The sequence below is a fragment of the Dyadobacter sp. NIV53 genome (genome assembly GCF_019711195.1).
GTDB lineage: Bacteria > Bacteroidota > Bacteroidia > Cytophagales > Spirosomataceae > Dyadobacter.
The window spans coordinates 979471-1000968 of sequence record NZ_CP081299.1 but is presented as its reverse complement, the minus strand read 5'-3'; the positions used below and the strand labels follow the sequence as shown (position 1 = coordinate 1000968).

The following is a 21498-nucleotide window of genomic DNA, read 5'->3' as shown; positions in this document are numbered from 1 at the left end:
TGCTCAGCGTTTAACTTACCTTCCTGAAATATGAAAAGTATCGCGTATATCTGCATGTTTCTAATGCCTTGCTTCGTGGCCAATGCACAGTCCAATCAAAAGAGTGAGGAATCTCCATCCGATTTATTTAACAATTTTCAGCATTTTACAACCAGCCGGCCGAATGTGGATTCAGCATTTTACTGTGCCAGCAGGCTTGCCTCAAATCCAAAATATGTCTCATTACTTCGGGACTTGTTACACAATGCGTTTGCACAAAGGTTCAAATGGCCCGATAAAGCAGATTCCCTTGATGCAGCGCTTTTACAGGAAAGAAAAGCCGACAGAATTTTAGGGCAGAAAGTTTTGGCAAGAATCATGCAGGATACGGCCGGGTTACTCATTGAAACGGTTCATCCCATAATTTTACTCACAGAAGTTCAGGATAACAATACGGACCCGGCAACATTAAAAAAGCTTACAGACGAGTTCATTAAAACAGAAATTGAAGAGAGGGATATTTATAAGAACAGGTCCGGACGCTATGGATTGATGATCAGCCGGATCATTGAAAAACAACCGGAACTTAGGTCTGTAAACGAGAAGTTAATGGCATTGATCACTGCCGATCTGGCGAAGAACCAGATAAATGCTGCTGATGCTTCTGCGGGATCACGAGCTGACAAACGTGCATGGTACCGCTACCAATATGCATATACTCAATATGCACAGGCTGAAAAAACGGCTGATATCGAAAAAAGAAAAAATATCTCAAAACAGCTTTCGAATTTAGCCCGGATCTGATGGATAATGGCAGAAAATCGCAGTTTTTTTATGATATGGACTTTATACTGGGTTATGAAAATGAGAGCTTTCAGGACGAATATCTGACATTTTTAACCAAACAATCGAAGGACAGAAAGGAGGTGTTATCTGTACTTTTGGAAATGGCGCTCGTCGACCCGGAATATAAAGATGAGCTAGAACAGTATTATAACAGCAGTTCCATGACAAACAGCTTCGCTTCCTATTGGTCGGATGCCATTAATAAGGGAGCAAAAGATGCGTATCCGATCGTGCTGAATGCCATTGATAAACAATCATTTTCAAGTACAGCGTTAGCAGGAAAATGGATTCTTGTCGATTTTTGGGGAACCTGGTGCGTACCATGCCGTGAAGAGCACCCTGATCTGCAAAAATTGTATGACTCTACCATTATAAAGAATCCGGATCATATATCGCTGATGACCATTGCATGTTTTGATCAGGACGGAAAGGTATCAGCCTATATGAAAGAAAAAAGCTATTCTTTCCCGGTAGCCATGTCAGATAATAAAATTGAAAAAACTTATCTGGTTCAGGGTTATCCAACCAAGATACTGATCACTCCGGCCGGGAAATACATCACCATTCCATATAATATAGATTGGGTCAGTTTTGTGAGAAAATATACCGGTTTAAATTAATTTTTTCGTTTAAGTAATTGATTCAAAGTAAAATACGTTTCAGGAAATCATCAATGTAGTTCAGCGTTGGTTTGAACCAGGGATCGAAAAACATGAAAGTATGCGGTGCTTCGGGAAAGGAGTGGACTTCGGTATAAATATTGAAAGCATTCATTTTTTTGATCATATCATCCCGTCCGGCGTGCATCCGGGCTACTGAACTGTTCAGAAAAAGAATTGGCGGAGTTTGTGAGCTAACATGGTTAAGCGCCCCCGCCTGATGCCAGAGCTCAGGTTTCTGGTTTTTAGGGTAACCGAACCAATAAGTCGCGGCAGAAGTTGAACGCGAATCATCGCCCTCACCGGATTCCGGATGTATAAATGCCAGTGTTCCATCAATATCAACAATAGCCTGAACACTGCTTGAATGATTTCTAATTGCTGATTTATAGATGTTGTTATCATTGGTCGTACCGATCAGCGCTGCCAGCTGGCCTCCTGCTGAGAAACCAAGCACAGCAATTTTATTCGTATCAACCCCATATTTTCCTGCATTCTCCCGCAGCCAGCTCACGGCAGTTTTAAGGTCATTGACGGCAGCCGGATACAGCGCGTCAGTAGAAAGGCGGTAATCAGCAGTTACAGCCACGAAACCACGTGCAGCCAGTTGCCGTGCCAGTGTATTGTTATGTGATCTGTTACCTGAACGCCAGCCGCCGCCATGGATCATCAGGACGGTTGTCAGCACTTTTTCCGGTTTGCCAGCCGGGCGATAAACGTCCAGATATAGTTTTTTTTCGGGCGTTGTCAGGTACAAAACATTTCTGAAAGCAGTTACATTAGTCGGCATGGTTGAATCCGAAATAACGATTTCGGGATGGTTCTTTTGTTCATGTTGAAAAGAACTGATTAGGGTAAAGGTAGTATCAGGAATTCCTGTTGGGGTGATTTGTCCGTAACAGAAAACGAAACTTCCAAATATTAAAGTAATGAACAGACAAAATGACTTCATGGGTATTTTCGTAAAAGGTAAAAAAATGACAGAGACCGGAATTGACAGGATGTTCAAAAAATATTGTAGCGAATAACATTGACAAGTTTTACGGCGTATATTGGTAAGAGTTAGATAATATTTATTTTACAAGAACAATCCTGAATAAAATTTACAAAAGTAGAAATAGCTTTATTGCTGTGACCTAGTTTACATTACAGCACCAAACTAATTGTTGCTGTTTCGGTTGAAACCATAAAAAAGCAGTTTGTATTTTTATCATTAAAATTGTATTATTTGAAGTAATCAATTTTGCTGTTTTTTATTAATTTTAGTATTTCGATGGTGATTGTGCCTAAAAAACAGTGGTATTTTTCCGTTTCAGCGATTCAATGGGCGTCTTAATCGCCATTTTGCCTGTTTTATCATCATATCCTTTCAGTGTGGCCCGTAATTGCAGAAATTTGCTAAAGAAAAAAGAAAGATCCCCGCTTAGTTAATGAATTTTTATTTGATTTAAGCTGTTAATCGTAATAACCCTCTGTCAAAGTAACCGGCAGGTGAAAAATTAAAAATAATAAAATACCAATAATACTCATTCTTACATTGCATGACAAAATAGTAAAAAAACAATTTTAATTCGATCGTTTCAATTGTAATGCATTGTAATTCTTAAAGATCACCTCTACGTAAATCTAATCAGTAAAAAGTAAAGTGTTTCAATTATAGCAAGTTAATAAATATGACTATTTGAGGTAAGTAAAGAATAAGATCTCTTAACAGCCATTCCTGGTCCAGTCATGAAGTACGGCAGGAATTAGTCATTGTAATAGCTTGTAATGCAACATGATACTAAAAGTTCGTCAATTTTTTTGTTAAAACTAATTAGCTATGACTGTAATTTTTTACGTTAGACAACACCACTCTATCCCTTTGTTTAGCAAATCTTCAACCAGCTCTCTCAAAGCTGCCTGCATCAGGATTATGCAATCCCGTTTTTTAACGGAAACATCATTTAATTTAACTTCTTCTTATTCTATGTGCCACATTACGAGGCGTATATGAGCTAATTTGGCAGTTTTCTGCCAGACAAGCCTGAATCCATAAGAGAAACTCCAATCCAACTGTTGAACCAGTTTATTTACTCAACTATCTTTAAACAATAAATCATGAAAAAGGGATACTCCTTTATTCACACGCTAACCCATGTTTTTTCACGGGTTTTGCCCTTAATTATTCTAATTGGAATTGTAGTCAGCGTACAGGCATTCGCTCTGGATTTTGTCCGCGAATCAGATTTCTTCGCATGGCCGATCAAAGTTATTTCGGAAAGTAAACTGGCTGACTTAAAGCTGTTTAATGATTCCGAATCTGTTCAGTCAGGACAACGCATACACCATCACAAATCTGCCGAAAGCTTAGCACCATCGCCCGTATTTACGAGTGCTTCTTACAGCTTCAGCAAGGATGAGAATGCAGCTGTTGGTTCAGAGATCGGAACCGTAACCGCTTCGGATTCGGTGGCAGTTCATTACAGCATTACGGCAGGCAATGACGCAGGCAAATTTGGAATCAACGACAGCACGGGAGTAATTACACTGGCCCAGACTTTAAATCACGCCACTGCCGCACTTTACACTTTAACAGTACAGGCTACGAACGGTACGCCAGCAGAAGATGCACTGGTTGATGTGACGATCCATGTTAACGAAGTGGTACCGGCCAATCTGGCACCAGTGTTTGCAAGTTCATCTTTCACTTTCAGTAAAGCAGAGGACGCTGCATCCGGCGCCGTAATCGGAACAGTTGCTGCTACGGACGCAAACGGACAAACCATTAAGTACGGCATTACCGCTGGCAATGAAGCAGCGAAGTTTGCAATTGATTCTGTCAGTGGAGTTATCACACTGGCCGGACAACTGAATTACACAACGGCTTCTGCTTACACTTTAACCGTGCAGGCAACAGACAACGGGACACCTGCTGAACATGCTTCGGTGCAGGTGACGATCAATGTTACCCAGGTAGTGCCTGCAAATACTGCTCCTGTGGTAGACGCAGGTATCCAAAATGTAAATGCAACCGTTGGAACGGCCTTCACTTTTGCAGTACCGGCCAACGCTTTTAAAGATGCTGAAAATAACACGCTGACATTTACAGCAAACCTGAATGGCAATGCGCTTCCGGACTGGTTAACATTTGAGGCTGCCAGCCACACATTCAGCGGAACGCCAACTGGTTCTCCTGCTAATTATATTTTAACTGTAAGCGCAAGTGACGGACAGGCTTCTGTCAGTTCTAATTTTACGATTTCAGTAAAAGCGGCAGTAGTTGCCAACCAGGCACCTGTTTTTGTGAATTCTTCATATACTTTCACCAAAGCAGAAAATACAGCAATTGGTGCAGAAATAGGAACCGCAGCAGCTACTGATGCGGTCGGACAAACGGTTAAATACAGCATTACAGCTGGTAATGAAGCTGGCAAGTTTGTTATTGATTCTACCAACGGGATTATTACACTTGCCGGAGCACTGAATTTTACCACTGCATCTGCATACACGCTGACAGTTCAGGCAACTGACAACGGAACACCTGCCGAACATGCTTCGGTTCAGGTGTCAATCAATATAACGAAAGTAGCCCCTGCTAACCAGGCACCTGTTGTGGCAAACGCCATTGGCAGCAAAACTGCAACAGTTGGTACTGCTTTCGCACTCGAACTACCCTCTGCTACGTTTACCGATGCCGATGGAGATGCACTGACCTATTCTGCTACATTGGCCGATGGCAGTGCTCTTCCGGCGTGGTTAAGTTTTAATGCTGCTAATAAAAGTTTTAGCGGTACACCAACAGCTGCAACTGTTTATACGGTTTCAGTAAATGCAGGTGATGGAAAGGCTTCGGTTTCTACACAATTTACACTAACCGTCAATGCAGCTCCTGTTGCGACAAACTGTGCTCCGATCAGTACATTGCCTTGCGAGTCAATTAACGTAACATTACCTTTTACGCTCAATTTTGACGGCACAGAAGGCGGACTGGTTGATAAAGCAGGTGCACGTACAGGTTTCACCATGGTGGATGCACCGTCGGGAACACGTCAGGTTTCAGATGGAACAGCTTCTTCTGCGATCACAGGTTATGAACCTGCTAAACTTACAGTAGCCAACGGCCGACTTAGCATCGCAACCAACAAAGGAATTGCCTTTACTACAAGCAATAACCAGCTGAATGCAATGGGAGTTGGTTTTGTAGCCAATGGCAAACTGGTTTTTGAAACTACATTAATCAGTCCTTATAACGGCGCAAGCTCGGAACAGGGTGGTTTATGGATGGGTCTGAACGACAAAACTTTCATTAAACTGGTTGTAGTAGGTAACAAACTGGAAATGCGCAAGGAGATCAACGATGTATCTTCAAACGTAACCGGCATTGCCAACACCGATCAGCGTATCACGGATGTGATCACCGGATTGAACACACAAACCGTGCGTTTGAGAATGGTGGCTGACCTGGTGAACAACAAACTGGAAGGTTTTTATTCTATTGATGGTGTTAATTATATCAATGTTGGAGCGGCTTACACAAATACTGCCAATCCGGCTGCAATCAATATTACCGGAATGGGCCTTGCAGGTAACACGGTTTATGCCGGACTTTATGCTACGCACCGTAATTCAAGTAACGCTGTAACTTTCAACTTCGATAACTTCTCTATTACTCATGGTGCAAATCAGGCACCGGTTGCGACGACTATTCCTAACCAAAATGCGAATGTTGGTACGGCTTTCACTTATGCCGTACCGGCAGGAACATTTACGGATGCTGATAATGAAGCCGTAACTTTAAGTGCAGCATTAGCTGATGGCAGTGCTTTACCAGCATGGCTTACGTTCAATACTGCAAACAATACTTTCAGCGGTACACCAACTGAGGTTCTTACTTATAATATTAAAGTATCAGGTACAGACGGGCATGCTTCGGTTAGTACCGAATTTACACTGACAGTAGGAGCTGCCGTACCTGTTAACCACGCACCGGTTGCAACTACGATTGCCAACCAGAGCGCTGTAACAAATTCTGCTTTCTCTTTTGTGATTCCGGCCGGAACATTTACTGACGCTGACAACGATACGCTGACAGTAACAGCAACTTTGTCAAACGGCAATGTTTTACCGGACTGGCTGACCTTCAATACAACCACCAAAACTTTCAGCGGTACACCATTGGCTGCGGCTGTTTACACGATCAGGGTAAGCGCAAGTGATAAAAAGACTTCAGTTAGCACAGATTTTACCCTGACTGCTGCTGCACCGGCCGTTGTTGCTTGTCTGCCGATCAGTACACTGGCTTGCGAATCAATCAATGTTTCACTGCCTTTCACTTTGAATTTTGACGGAACTGAAAATGGCCTTCCGGATAAAACAGGTGCACGTACAGGTTTCACCATGGTGGATGCACCATCGGGAACACGTCAGGTTTCAGACGGAACGGCTTCTTCTGCTGTAACGGGTTATGAAATTTCCAAACTGACCGTTGCCAACGGAAGATTGAGTATCCTTACAAATAAAGGAATCGGGTTCACTGCAAGCAACAACCAGCTGAATGCTTTGGGAGTTGGTTTTGTAGCGAATGGCAAACTGGTAGTTGAAACGACCCTGATCAATCCGGTGAACGGCGCAAGCTCGGAACAGGGTGGTTTATGGATGGGTCTGAACGACAAAACTTTCATTAAACTGGTAGTAGTAGGTAACAAACTGGAAATGCGCAAGGAGATCAATGATGTATCTTCAAACGTAACCGGCATTGCCAACACCGACCAGCGTATCACGGATGTGATAACCGGGTTGAACACACAAACAGTACGTTTGAGAATGGTGGCTGACCTGGTGAATAACAAACTGGAAGGTTTTTATTCGATTGACGGAATTACTTATATCAATGTTGGAGCGGCTTACACAAACACTGCTAATCCGGCTGCGATCAATATTACAGGAATGGGCCTTGCAGGTAACACGGTTTATGCCGGTGTATATGCAACGCATCGTAATTCAAGTAACGCTGTAACTTTCAACTTCGATAACTTCTCAATTACTCATGGTGCAAATCAGGCACCGATTGCGACGACTATTCCTAACCAAAATGCGAATGTTGGTACGGCTTTCACTTATGCCGTACCGGCAGGAACATTTACGGATGCTGATAATGAAGCCGTAACTTTAAGTGCAGCATTAGCTGATGGCAGTGCTTTACCAGCATGGCTTACGTTCAATACTGCAAACAATACTTTCAGCGGTACACCAACTGAGGTTCTTACTTATACTATTAAAGTATCAGGTACAGACGGGCATGCTTCGGTTAGTACCGAATTTACACTGACAGTAGGAGCTGCCGTACCTGTTAACCACGCACCGGTTGCAACTACAATTGCCAACCAGAGCGCAGTAACAAATTCTGCTTTCTCTTTTGCGATTCCGGCCGGAACATTTACTGACGTTGACAACGATACGCTGACAGTAACAGCAACTTTGTCAAACGGTAATGTTTTACCGGACTGGCTGACCTTCAATACAGCAACCCAAACTTTCAGCGGTACACCATTGGCTGCGGCTGTTTACACGATCAGAGTAAGCGCAAGTGATAAAAAGACTTCAATAAGCACAGATTTTACCCTGACTGCTGCTGCACCGGCCGTTGTTGCTTGTCTGCCGATCAGTACACTGGCTTGCGAATCAATCAATGTTTCACTGCCTTTCACTTTGAATTTTGACGGAACTGAAAATGGCCTTCCGGATAAAACAGGTGTTAAGACTGGTTTCACCATGGTGGATGCACCATCGGGAACACGTCAGGTTTCAGACGGAACGGCTTCTTCTGCTGTAACGGGTTATGAAATTTCCAAATTGACCGTTGCCAATGGAAGATTGAGTATCCTTACAAATAAAGGAATCGGGTTCACTACAAGCAACAACCAGCTGAATGCTTTGGGAGTTGGTTTTGTTGCGAATGCCAAACTGGTTATGGAAACAACCCTGATCAATCCGGTGAACGGCGCAAGCTCGGAACAGGGTGGTTTATGGATGGGTCTGAACGACAAAACTTTTATCAAACTGGTTGTAGTTGGTAACAAACTGGAAATGCGCAAGGAGATCAACGATGTATCTTCAAACGTAACCGGCATTGCCAACACCGACCAGCGTATCACGGATGTGATCACCGGATTGAACACACAAACCGTGCGTTTGAGAATGGTGGCTGACCTGGTGAACAACAAACTGGAAGGTTTCTATTCGATTGACGGAATTACTTATATCAATGTTGGAGCGGCTTACACAAATACTGCAAATCCGGCTGCGATCAATATTACAGGAATGGGACTTGCAGGTAACACGGTTTACGCCGGACTATATGCAACGCACCGTAATTCAAGTAACGCTGTAACTTTCAACTTCGATAACTTCTCAATTGCTCAGGCAGTAAATCACGCACCGGTTGCAGCTGTAATAGAAGATAAAGAAATTCCTACGAATGTTGCTTATTCTTTCATAGTTCCAGCCACAACTTTTACCGATGCTGATAACGACGCACTGACATTCACTGCAACACTTTCAGATGGCAATGTTTTACCAGCATGGCTTGCCTTCAATGCAACGACCAGAACATTCAGTGGTACGCCGGCAACAGCTGCTTTTTATGCGATCAAACTAAGTGCAACTGACGGACAAGCTTCTGTAAGTAGTAACTTTAATATTACTGTAAAGGCAGTGAACGCTCCTCCGGTTGTTGTATCAGCACCGGAAGCTCAGTCGCTGAGTACAAACCAGGAATTCTCTTTCATGACCGGTTCATTCTCTGATCCGGATGCAGGTGATGTTATTACTTACACGGCTAGTCTGGCTGATAGCAGTGCCTTACCTTCATGGATTTCTTTCAATGCAGCTACGCAGACTTTCAGCGGAACGGCTCCGGCCACAGTTGGCAGTCTGTCAGTAAGAATTACGGCTGCTGATCAGCTGCACAATGCAGCAAGTGCAGTTTTTGCTGTCAATGTTGCTGCACCAGCTGCGATCCCTTGTTTGCCTATCAGTACTTTACCTTGCGAAGAGCTGAATGTTGCTTTGCCTTTTATGCTCAACTTTGATGGTACAGAAGGTGGTATTCTGGATAAAACCGGTGCACATACAGGTTTCACCATGGTGGATGCACCATCAGGAACACGCCAGGTTTCAGACGGAACGGCTTCTTCTCCGGTAACAGGTTACGAAGTTTCCAAACTGACTGTTGCCAATGGAAGATTGAGTATCCTTACCAACAAAGGAATCGGGTTCACTACGAGCAACAACCAGCTGAATGCTTTGGGAGTTGGTTTTGTAGCGAATGCCAAACTGGTTATGGAAACAACCCTGATCAATCCGGTGAACGGCGCAAGCTCGGAACAAGGCGGTTTATGGATGGGTCTGAATGACAAGACTTTCATCAAACTGGTAGTAGTAGGTAACAAACTGGAAATGCGCAAGGAGATCAATGATGTATCTTCAAACGTAACAGGAATTTCTAATACGGATCAGCGCATCACGGACGTGATCACAGGACTGAACACACAAACAGTGCGTTTAAGAATGGTAGCTGATGTGGTGAACAACACATTGGAAGGTTTTTATTCTATTGACGGAATTACTTATATCAATGTTGGGGCGGCTTATACAAATACGGGGAATCCGGCAGCGATCAGTATAGCAGGAATGGGCCTTGCGGGTAAAACGGTTTACGCCGGACTTTATGCAACGCATCGTAATTCAAGCAACGCCGTTACTTTCAACTTCGATAACTTCTCTATTACGCAGCAGGAAATAAGCAAAACGCTTGCTTTCTCTCCAAATGCACTGGATTTCAGCGCAACACAGGGACAAGCTGTTACTTCTAAATCAACGATTTTTAAAGCAAGTGAAGGTAGCCCGGTAGTTACATTCACAAATACTTCGGCCAGCTGGTTTACCTTGCCAACCGCAAAACTTGATACTGTTACTTTTGGTGCAAATAATTTCAGTACAACCATTGCGCCTGGTATCTATGAGACAACAGTAACTGCTACTGCGCCAGGATACGAGCCTACTACTTTACTGATCAATTTAACAATTTCTTCACCAGTCATTGCGCAGGAAGTTAAAGTGAACTTCCAGGATTTGGCTACTGTACCTCCAACTGGCTGGGTTCGTGATTACGGACAGGCTTTCGGATTGAGAACCGGTACAAACCAGGGTGCAAATCTGGAATACGGATGGAGAAAACGGTCTGATGCAAGCTTGCTTGACCTGACTGCCAATGGCCGTAAACGTACTAAGCCGTCTGACGTGCTTCTTGCTTCTTTCATGCACATGCAGGCTGATGATATCACAGGTAATTTCACCGGTGTTAAAACAGAAGGGTATTGGGAAATAAAAGTACCAAACGGAAAATTTGATGTAACTGTTTCTGTTGGTGATTCTGATCCAAGTACAACCAATATCGAAAGCAATTCTATTAACGTAGAAGGAACCAATGCGATCTCTAATTTTATATCGAGTGGTGTTGCAGGTTCTGCTACCCGTTTCAAATCTGTAAAAGTACGTGTAACGGTAACAGACGGTTTTCTTACGATCAATGCGGATGGCGGTACCAATACCAAAATCAATTCGGCATTAATCACACCGGTTGATGCAACTCCTTACCTGGTTTGGTCTGCGAGTAATCACAGTCTGGTTGTTGAAAGCGGAACTGCCGAAACCAGCAAGACCTTCTCACTGGATTTGAACCATTCGACATCAGAAGCAAACCTTCCGATCGCTTTGTCAGCAACTTATGGTGAAGGAGCCTCAAACTGGTTGACATTTGATGCAACGCACAACGGAGACGAGCCGAACGTGACCTTTAATTATACAGCTGCTAAAAATCTGGCTGTTGGAACTTATACGGCTACTGTTACTGCTTCACTGGATGGTTACACAAGCGCAAGTACGCTGATCCAGGTTACAGTTTTAGCTCCTGGTGCAAACCAGCCTTACGTAGTTTCCTCAACACCTGCCAACGGTGCAACCAATGTTAGTATCAACATTGCAAGTATTGCGGCTAATAACCTGATCGTACCAGAAGTATCCGGTTTCAAAGGAGGGGTTGATAATTCAACTGTTACCATTGCCACTGTGAAAGTATATAAAGTGGTAGGAACAGTTACTACGGAAATTCTTGGAACAGTTCAGGGAACAGGTGGTGGTGATGCCATCAGTTTCTCGCCGACCTTTGCTTTGGAAGCGAATACAAAATATCGTTTTGTAGTAACAAATCAGGTTAAGTCTTACTATGGCGCTTCATTCCTGCCATACGAAGCAAACTTTACGACTGGAAATGCCACCACGGGTACTGCCAATCCTGTATTAGCAGAATTTGCTCCTAAACAGGTTATTGCAGGAACGGTTGGTAAAAAATATACAAGTATTACATTTGGGCCGGATGGCAGATTCTATGCCTTACGCCTGGATGGAAATATTGAACGTTTTGATGTAGACCGTGAAACCGGATTATTATCGGGACAAACTGAAATTAAATCCCTGACCGATAAATACGGCCTGAGATCTTCGGTTGGTTTGACATTCGACCCTTCTTCTACACCGACTCACCTGATTGCCTGGATTTCTCATTGCAGTGCAGGGCTTTCAAATGCACCTGAATTTGACGGAAATATCTCACGTCTGTCAGGAGAAAACCTGGAAACAGAAGAATTGATTTTGACTAAATTACCACGTTCAAAAGCGGATCACCTTGTCAATAGTATTGCCTTTGGCCCGGATGGCGCCCTGTATTACAATCAGGGAAGTTTGAGCTCAATGGGTATTTACGATGCAACATGGCAGCGCGATGAAAGTTTACTGGCTGCAACAGTTATGCGTCTTGACCTGACTAAACTTGCAGGTTTGACATTGCCGCTTGATGTACGTACTACTGCTAACCAGTCGGTGATCAATGCAGCACCTGCTGATAACATGCGTATGTCGGATGGTACTTATAACCCATATTCGTCTGTTTCCCCGCTGACTATTTTTGCATCAGGTGTACGTAATGCATTCGACCTGGTATGGCACTCAAACGGACAGTTATATGTAGCTGCCAATGGTTCGGCTGCGGGTGGTAATTCTCCTGCTTCGGTACTTGGTACACGTCGTCCGGATGGTACTTTTTACAGCGGACCAACAGTTCGTGCCACATCTTCTGTTCAGGTTCAGAATGACTGGCTGTTCCGTGTCAACCCGTTGAAACCGGTAGGATATTACGGTCACCCGAACCCGCTTCGTGGAGAATATGTATCTAACAGAGGTTATATTGACAATCCGAAATACCCGGCTTCACAGGGGCCATCTTCGGATTACAGGCCTGCTGCTTACAACTTTGAATTGAACAAATCGCCAAACGGTTCAATTGAATATAAAAGCAATGCTTTTGGCGGAGCGTTAAAAGGTAGGATCCTGGTTTGCCGTTTCAGCGGTGGTAGTGATATCATTGTACTTGAACCAGGTTCATTGACAAATGTTCCTTCTATTAATTCGGCTGACAGCGATGACAAGATTTATGATATCGTTGGAGCACAAACAGGTTCAGGAACCGACGGGATTACAGGTCTTTCAGGATTTACAAATCCATTGGACATCACAGAAGATGTGCAGACAGGTAACTTATATGTAGTAGAATACAACTGGAATAACATCAGCGGTAAAACTGCACAGATCGTTATGCTTAAAGCTTCGGCTACTACTACACACGTAGGTATTGCTTCGGTAAGCCCTGCGGAGATCATTGACAACGACGTTGTTGGCGGTGATGCCGGTAAAGCACATACAGTAACGATCGCCAATACAGGTAACAGTAACCTGATCGTTACAGGTATCTCTCTGGACGGTGTTGATAAATCACAGTTCCAGATGACTGGCGCGCCAAGCCCGAGCGTGGCTTCGCCAGTAACCATTGCACGTGGTAGTGCAGTAACTTTCAATATCGCATTTAATCCTACTTCTGTTGGTGTTAAAAAAGCAACCTTATCTGTTACCAGCACAAGCAATGCAGTTCAGACTGTATCATTGAGCGGTTTGGGAACAACAGGTTTGTCAGGAACGAACGAGCCTTCTTTACAACTTGTACTGGATGTTCGTGGAATTAATGTGAATGTTGGAGACGACAACAAGAATACGAACGTCATCCACAGTACGAATTCAAAAGCTGCCTTATTGGGAGAAGAAGTTTCGATCCAGGCATTCCAGCGTAATGAAGATGGTCCGGTTATTATTGAACCGTTATCCGTATTCGGGCCACTTGGCCCTGATGGAATTGTTACTGGCTTTGGCTGGTACTCAACTGGTATGCCAAATGCAAGAAATGAAATGTTCACAGTTGCCAACAGCGGTTACCAGACAGTAGATGTGCCTGCAAACGGCGTACTTACTTTTGATCCGGGCGACGAATCATTCGGGTTCTATTCTCACTGGCCATATTTCAACAACCGTTATGTATACAGTGAAGATGCATTGAACACCTTTACCGGTGCAGTGCCGCATCACGTTCGTGTATATCCTTTGAAAAACAGCGAAGGCGGAGTTATACCAAATGCCTATATCGTTGCTTTTGAAGAAACAACAAGCGGACTTGATTATCAGGATGTGGTTGTGATCGTTCGTAACGTGAAACCAGTTGTAAAAGACCTTACTTTTTCAAGTCAGTCACTGGCCTTCACACATACAATGGGAACTCCTACTACACCGCAAACGGTTACGGCCTTTGCTACAAGTGGTGCACCTGCGATCACAATTACTAAATCTGCTAATTCGTCATGGCTGACATTGCCAGCGGCTGCACTTGGGCCTTTGTCTTTCGGAATCAATGAAACCGGATTGACAAACGGAACTTATACGACTACGGTTACTATATCTGCCGTTGGTTACACAAGTGCAACACTGCCGGTCACGCTCGTAGTTGATACCCCGGTAGTACCGGCTTCAATTGCTGCAAATGATGATGAACTGGTATTTGATGCGCTTAAAAATACAACATCTACGAAACGACTGACTATTACCAATATCGGAACGACCACACTCGAACTGGGTACAATTGGTATAACAGGAGCAAACGCTGCTAATTTCAGTTTCCAGGAAATGGCGCTGGAAGGAGAAGTAACAGGATCATCTCTGCAACCGGAACAAACCAAAACTTTCGAGGTAACATTCACACCTGGTAACTCTGTAAGTACGTTCAGCGGCGCTCTTGTAATCAATAGCAATGCAGTTAATGCCCCGGCTTTCAGTGTTGGTTTATATGCATATTCTCTTAACGGTTATGAAGGTGCCAACGAACCTCCATTGCAAACCGTTGTGAATACATTGGGATACAAGATTAATGTGGGCTGGTCGAACCTGGTTGGTGGAATCCAGACAACGATGAAAGGCGAAGAAGTTGCAGTGCCTCTTTTCGAGAAAGCAGGAGACGGACCGGTAACTATTACTCCGGTTGCGCGTTATTCGCCGAACCAGGAACTGCCGTTTGGTTTTTATACCAATACAAGCAGCAGCCCGTCGCGTACCGTAGTCGGAACACTTTCAGGAGTTCTGGGTCAGCATCAGACTTTATTCCCTCAGATTGTATCCGGCTCTGACCAGTTTGAACCGGCAACGACATTCGGTATTTATGTACTTGGTTTACAAAACCGTTTATCATATACCGAAGATCAGCAGAATATCGGTGGCCCTGCGCTGCATGCTGCACGTATCTATCCATTGAAAAACCGTTCGGGTGAACTCGTAGCTAACAGTTATCTGATCTGCTTTGAAGATGCTTCGAACGGCGATTACCAGGATTATATGTTTGTGCTGAAAAATGTTACTCCTGCGGGACTGCGCAAAACGCTGGCCTTTACAGCAACCAGCCTTGACTTTACTACAAGTGTAAACGGAACTGCAACTGCAAAAACAGTAACACTTGAAGCGAAGAACGGTACACCATCAGCGATTACGTTTACGAAAGTGAATAACAGCTGGCTGACTTTGCCAAACCCGGCGTTGGGTACCTTGTCATTCGGTGTTAATACAGCCGGACTGGTAGCAGGACTTTATACAACAACGGTTACTGCGGAAGCAACCGGATATGCAAGCACTACAATTACAATCAGCCTGCGTGTATCCGATGTGAACGTAAACACGAAGAAAGTTAACTTCCAGCTGGCTAATTCAACAACCCCTAGCGGTTATATGCCGGATGCAGGTTTGCCATACGATGATACCAGAACATACGGATGGGTAGACCCAACGACCAAAGCACCTAAGGATCAGTCGGTCAGTATGCGTGAACGTACTTCGAGCACAGCTGAACCACGTTTAAAAGGTTTTGCTATCATGCAGGGAACTACAAGCGGACAGACTCCGGGCAGCTGGGAAATGAAAGTGGAAAACGGTTTATATAACGTAACGGTTGGGGTAGGAGATCTTGGTTTCTATGACAGCAATCACCGTATCAATGCAGAAGGAGTGCCTGTTATTTCAAGCTTTATACCAACTGCTTCAATTCCTAATAAAATTGCAACGGCAACCATACAGGTAACGGACGGTAAACTTACTATTGACGCTACCGGCGGAACCAATACCAAAATCAACTTCGTGATTGCAGAACCTGCAAGTGCAGAAAGTGATATAATCCCGCCAGTGGCTGCCGTACAACTGAACGGTACTTTACAATCGGCTGGTGTGTACAAAAACCAGGTAATTGCCTCAGTAACTGCTTCGGATGCGGGTGGTTCTGAATTATCACAAGTATTGTACAGTCTGAATGATGGTGTATTTACACCTTATTATTCACCGGTACTGATCAATACAATCGGGGTTAATAACATCCGTGCAAAGGCAATTGACGGAAATGGAAATGAAACGATTACAAGTCCTGTATCTTTCACCATTGCACAGCCTGCACTTAGCAATGCCAGTATGTTGGTAGAAAACCTGGATAAATTCCCGGCTAATGACCGCCTGACATTCTCGCTAATTCAGATCCCATGGCGCAGAACGCTTGAAGACGGTACTTTCACTCCTTACAACCGTAACCACGATGTTGTAAAAGTAAAGATCAGTAACAAAGGAGCAGGAGCACTTAATATTGCTGCTTTGAACTTCTCTAACAAAGCGCGCTGGAAAATAGCAACGATCAATAATGTTGCTTACGATTCGACTGCTGCGGCTGCACCTGTAATCGTTAACCCGGGAGCTTCGGCTGAGGTTGCGATCCAGTTCATCGCACAATATCCGTCAGGTCGTGTCAGAATAATTAATGATACACTTAATATCGTTTCCAATGATGATCTTTCACCGAAGAAAAGCCTGATCCTGCACGGAGTATGGCAGCTGGAAGGTGAAGGTGGTAACGAACCGCATACCCGTGAAACGATCGCTGCGTTTGGATTTAAATCCAATGTTGGTTTTGTTGCGAACGATGGTACAAATGCAGGAAGCAGCCTGATACTGAATACAGACGAAATTATGACGTCATTCTTTAGCAGGGCGGATGCTACCAAGCCGGTTTATGTTATCCAGATGGTTGCTTACCATGGATGCTGCGAAGCGACTGAGAACTTCTCGTACTACCTGAAAGGAGCAAGCGGAACTACCTCGGTATTTACACACAATCCACTGGACGGACAGTCAGTATTGCCTCAGAAAAATGGTTCTCCTGGTGTTTTGGCAGAAAGCAATTTCACGCCATCCGGTATTTTTGGTTTGAAATCAGGAAATTCTTACTCTGACCGTACCCGTAACTCAGAAGGCAAAATTGGTCTTCGTATCTGGAAAGCGATCGATGCAAATGGCAGCGTAATTCCTAATGCTTACATTGTTGGCCAGGATTATATTGGCAAGCCAGGTGTTACAAATTACGATTACCAGGATAATGTTTATTATGTAAGTAATATCAAACCGGAGACAGGTTCTGTAAATTATTCAGAATTGGCCTCAACTACTGGTTCAGTTGCTGACTTTGGTTCACGTGAAATCGGTGCAAGTAATACCGTTACCGTCGGAGTGAAAAATCTGGGTCTGACTTATGCAAACGGTACGACCGATCCTGCGATCACCATCTCGAAAGTGGAAATTACAGGTGCGAACCAGAATGAGTTTACAGCAGCAGTTCCGGCCGCTATGACGCTGGCAGCTCAGGAATCCACAACGGTTAACGTTACTTTCCGCCCGAGCACACAGGGTATCAAAAATGCCGCGCTGTTAATATATTATAACAATAGCCAGTCGCCACTTCGTATCCCGCTTTATGCCATTGCTGACAACAGCTGTAGTGTAATAACTTTGGTAAAACGTATCAAAGGAGGTGCCGATGCAAGTGTTACTGTTAATGGTAAAGTCTGGGAAGCTGATGCAGCTTATCGCCAGGGTTCAGTTCGGTTAGACAAACCTGCCGCAACACCTATTGCCTTAACAGATGACGATGTGGTTTACCAGACTTACCTGTCAGCAGCTGCTGATCTGGGTGAAACACGTTACTCAGTGCCGGTTGCCAATGGTAATTATATGGTAAGAATGCACTTTGTAGAAAACTTCTTTACCGTCGCAGGTTCAAGGGTATTCAGTATTAACCTGGAAAATCAGGTAGTACAGTCTAACTTCGATATCTACCGGGAAATAGGTTATAAAGCTGCAATAGTGAAAGATTTCACCGTAGCTGTAACAGATGGCAAACTGGATGTTAAATTCAATCCGACAGTAAACCGTCTGGCACTGGCCGGGATGGAAATCCTGACTGCTACAGCAAATCCTAACGCGGTTACATTAACACAAAGCGTAGTAGAAGGAGCTGAATGCGGAACCACAAACGGTTATATCACCTTTGGAGTTGCCAATTCTTCGGCAGGTTCATTCCTGTACAAAATGGGAGCAACGGGTACTTACCAGGCTACACCGCTGTTTGCCAACCTGGCTTCGGGAGATTATACTTTCTATGTGAAGGAAAATGTGAGCGGAGGTTGTGAAACTTCAAAAGTGTTTACCATTCCGGTGCGTAACAATATGGCCTTCACAGTAACTCCTCAGGTAATGGCTTGTGCTGCCACTTCAACGTCGGCAACAGTAAGTGATATATCAGGAGGAACGGGTAATTATACCATCAGCTGGGGTACTACTCCGGTACAAACCGGAGCTACTGCTACTGGTCTTCTGCCAGGAACTTACAGCGTAACCGTACTGGATGCATCGGGTTGCAGCCTTACTCAGCAGGTGACAGTTACCCGCGATCAGAACTGCCCTGTTTCAAATATCCGTATCAATTCAGGAGGTGCAGCTTTTACAACGGCAGATGGCCGCCAGTTTATGGCTGATGCTTATTTTGGAGGAACAAACGGTACTTCAACTCTTGCTACAACGGTTAATATCCTGAACACAACGGATGATGATCTTTACCGCAGTGAGCGTTCTTCGGCCGCGTTTAATTATAGCGTACCGGTTAACAACGGAACAATGAATGTGATACTGCACTTCGCAGAAACATATTTCGGAGCACCTGGCAAAGCTACCGGTGCAGCTGGCAAACGGATGTTCAACGTCGACATTGAAGGTAGCCGCAAGCTGACCAACTATGATATCTATGCAAAAGCGGGTGGTGCTGTAAGGCCGGTACTTGAAACTTTCGCAGTAACGGTAACGGACAATGTGTTGAACATTAACTTCCTGGCCGGAACAGCTAACCTTCCCAAGATCTCTGCAATTGAGATTATACCTCAGGTAACAGTTGTAAATCAGGCTCCGGTACTGGCAGCGATTGGGAACAAAACAGTAACTGTAAATCAGGCACTGACCTTCACAGCCACCGCGACTGATGCAAATACAGACCAGACGAAGACCTATACATTGACAGACGCGCCGGCTGGTGCAGTTATCAACGCTGCGACCGGTGTTTTCAGCTGGACTCCGGCAACTACCGGAACCTACACTTTCACAGTAAAAGTGACGGACAACGGTTCACCGGTAATGTCTGATGATGAAGTGATCATTGTAACGGTTAATAATGTGCCTAATATTGCACCGGTACTGGCTGCAATTGGAAACAAAACAGCAGTAACCAACCAGACTCTGAGCTTTACTGCAACTGCAACGGATGATGCAAGTCAGACTAAAACGTTCTCATTAACCAATGCTCCGGCGGATGCAGTTATCAATGCCTCAACAGGTGTTTTCAACTGGACTCCGGCTGCCGCTGGAAGTTTCACTTTCACAGTGGTAGTTACAGATAATGGTTCGCCAGCCTTGTCGGCTCAGGAACAGATTACGGTAACGGTCAACAATCCGGTAGTGATCAGCAACCCGATCCGTATTAACGCAGGCGGTGCAGCCTTCACTACTTCCGACGGCCGTCAGTTTATTGCTGATGCTTACTTTGGAGGTACAAATGGTACATCTACACTTGCTACCACGGTTGATATCCTGAACACGACCAACGACGTACTATATCGCAGTGAGCGTTCATCAGCTGCCTTTGATTACAGCATACCGGTTGCCAACGGATCTTTCAGTGTGGTTCTTCACTTTGCTGAAACGTATTTCGGAGCACCTGGTAAAGTAGCCGGAGCAGTAGGAAAGCGGATGTTCAACGTAGACATTGAAGGCAGCCGTAAGCTGACCAACTACGATGTGTATGCCAAAGCAGGCGGAGCAATCCGCCCGATACAGGAAACCTTCGCAGTAACTGTAACTGATGGAATGCTGAACATCAACTTCCTGAGCGGAACGGCTAACCTGCCTAAGATTTCAGCGATCGAAGTGTTACCGCAGCCGGCAGAAGTAACAGCGAATACAGCGCCGGTTCTGGCAGCAATTGGAAGCAAAACTGCAACAACGGGTCTGCCATTAAGTTTCACTGCAACTGCAACGGACGATGCAAGCCAGACTAAAACGTTCTCATTAACGGATGCTCCGGCAGGTGCTGCTATCAATGCATCGACTGGTGCTTTCAGCTGGACTCCGGCTGCGGCAGGAACTTACACTTTCACAGTCCATGTAGCTGATAACGGTTCGCCTGTCATGACAGCTCAGGAACAGATTACGGTAACGGTGACCAATGCAGTGGTAAGCAGTAATCCAATCCGGATCAATGCAGGAGGCGCTGCCTTCACTACTTCGGATGGACGTCAGTTTGTTGCTGATACGTATTTCGGTGGAACGAACGGTACTTCTGTACTTGCGAGCACGGTCGATATCCTGAACACAACTGACGATATCCTGTACCGCAGTGAGCGTTCTTCGGCAGCATTCAATTACGCCATACCTGTACCAAACGGAAACGTAAGTGTGATACTGCACTTTGCAGAAACATATTTCGGCGCACCTGGTAAAGTTGCAGGAGCAGCAGGGAAAAGGATGTTCAACGTAGATATCGAAGACAGCCGCAAACTGACCAACTACGATGTGTATGCCAAAGCAGGCGGAGCGGTTCGTCCGATACAGGAAACCTTTACAGTAACCGTAACGGATGGTATACTGAACATTAACTTCCTGAGTGGTACTGCCAATCTGCCTAAGATCTCTGCGATAGAAGTAATACCAGCTCCGTCAGCAACTGCAAGGATAGCACAGGAAGAAATCAAACCGGCTGCAAAAGTTGAATTTGAAAAATCAATGGTCTATCCGAATCCGGTACAGAAAAGGTTTACAGTTGAAATTTCAGGTAAGCATACCGGTAAAGTTTCTCTGCACCTGATCAGCCCGGCCGGCAGAACTTATGAGCTTAATTCACCGGAGCAAAGAAACGGCGGATCGAAATCAGAAGTTGATATTTCAAACCATTCGCTGAGCACAGGTACTTACCTGCTAAGGGTACATTCTATCACGGCATCTGAAATTATCAGAGTACTGGTTGTAGAATAAAACTTAAAGAGTACTAATATAAAAATGCCTCCCGGACAATTGTCCGGGAGGCATTTTTATTGTGGGTTAAAAAGAATCTATCCATAGAATTTTCCCGCATTTTGATCTGAAAATTTTATAATTCATTCAAATGCAAAAAGTGTGACAAATGTCAACGTGA

General features: G+C 44.5%; 4 protein-coding genes. 3 read left to right on the top strand and 1 reads right to left on the bottom strand.

Annotation, left to right across the window (positions count from 1 at the left end; genetic code table 11):
- Window positions 1-30: 30 nt before the first annotated feature.
- Together KZC02_RS03895 and KZC02_RS03890 are read left to right on the top strand one after the other, a co-directional pair.
- Window positions 31-783, top strand: coding sequence for a hypothetical protein (locus tag KZC02_RS03895; RefSeq protein ID WP_221392910.1), 753 nt, complete (start codon window positions 31-33; stop codon window positions 781-783).
- Entirely contained in the window at window positions 783-1445 is a 663-nt protein-coding gene (locus tag KZC02_RS03890; RefSeq protein WP_221392909.1) for a TlpA disulfide reductase family protein, read from the top strand. Before KZC02_RS03895 ends, KZC02_RS03890 begins: the two co-directional genes overlap by 1 nt.
- A 22-nt stretch (window positions 1446-1467) precedes the next feature.
- On the opposite strand, the gene KZC02_RS03885 is transcribed toward KZC02_RS03890, so the two are convergent.
- On the bottom strand, window positions 1468-2436 hold the full coding sequence (locus KZC02_RS03885; protein ID WP_221392908.1) for an alpha/beta hydrolase: 969 nt from the start codon (window positions 2434-2436) through the stop codon (window positions 1468-1470).
- A gap of 1148 nt (window positions 2437-3584) precedes the next feature.
- On the opposite strand from KZC02_RS03885, the gene KZC02_RS03880 reads away from it, so the two are divergent.
- The gene (locus tag KZC02_RS03880; RefSeq protein WP_221392907.1) at window positions 3585-21338 is read left to right on the top strand and encodes a putative Ig domain-containing protein; all 17754 of its coding nucleotides are present in this window, start codon (window positions 3585-3587) and stop codon (window positions 21336-21338) included.
- Window positions 21339-21498: the final 160 nt, after the last annotated feature.

Coding starts and splice junctions, on each gene's coding strand:
- KZC02_RS03895 (WP_221392910.1), top strand. CDS start 31: ATGAAAAGTATCGCGTATATCTGCATGTTTCTAATGCCTTGCTTCGTG.
- KZC02_RS03890 (WP_221392909.1), top strand. CDS start 783: ATGGATAATGGCAGAAAATCGCAGTTTTTTTATGATATGGACTTTATA.
- KZC02_RS03885 (WP_221392908.1), bottom strand. CDS start 2,436: ATGAAGTCATTTTGTCTGTTCATTACTTTAATATTTGGAAGTTTCGTT.
- KZC02_RS03880 (WP_221392907.1), top strand. CDS start 3,585: ATGAAAAAGGGATACTCCTTTATTCACACGCTAACCCATGTTTTTTCA.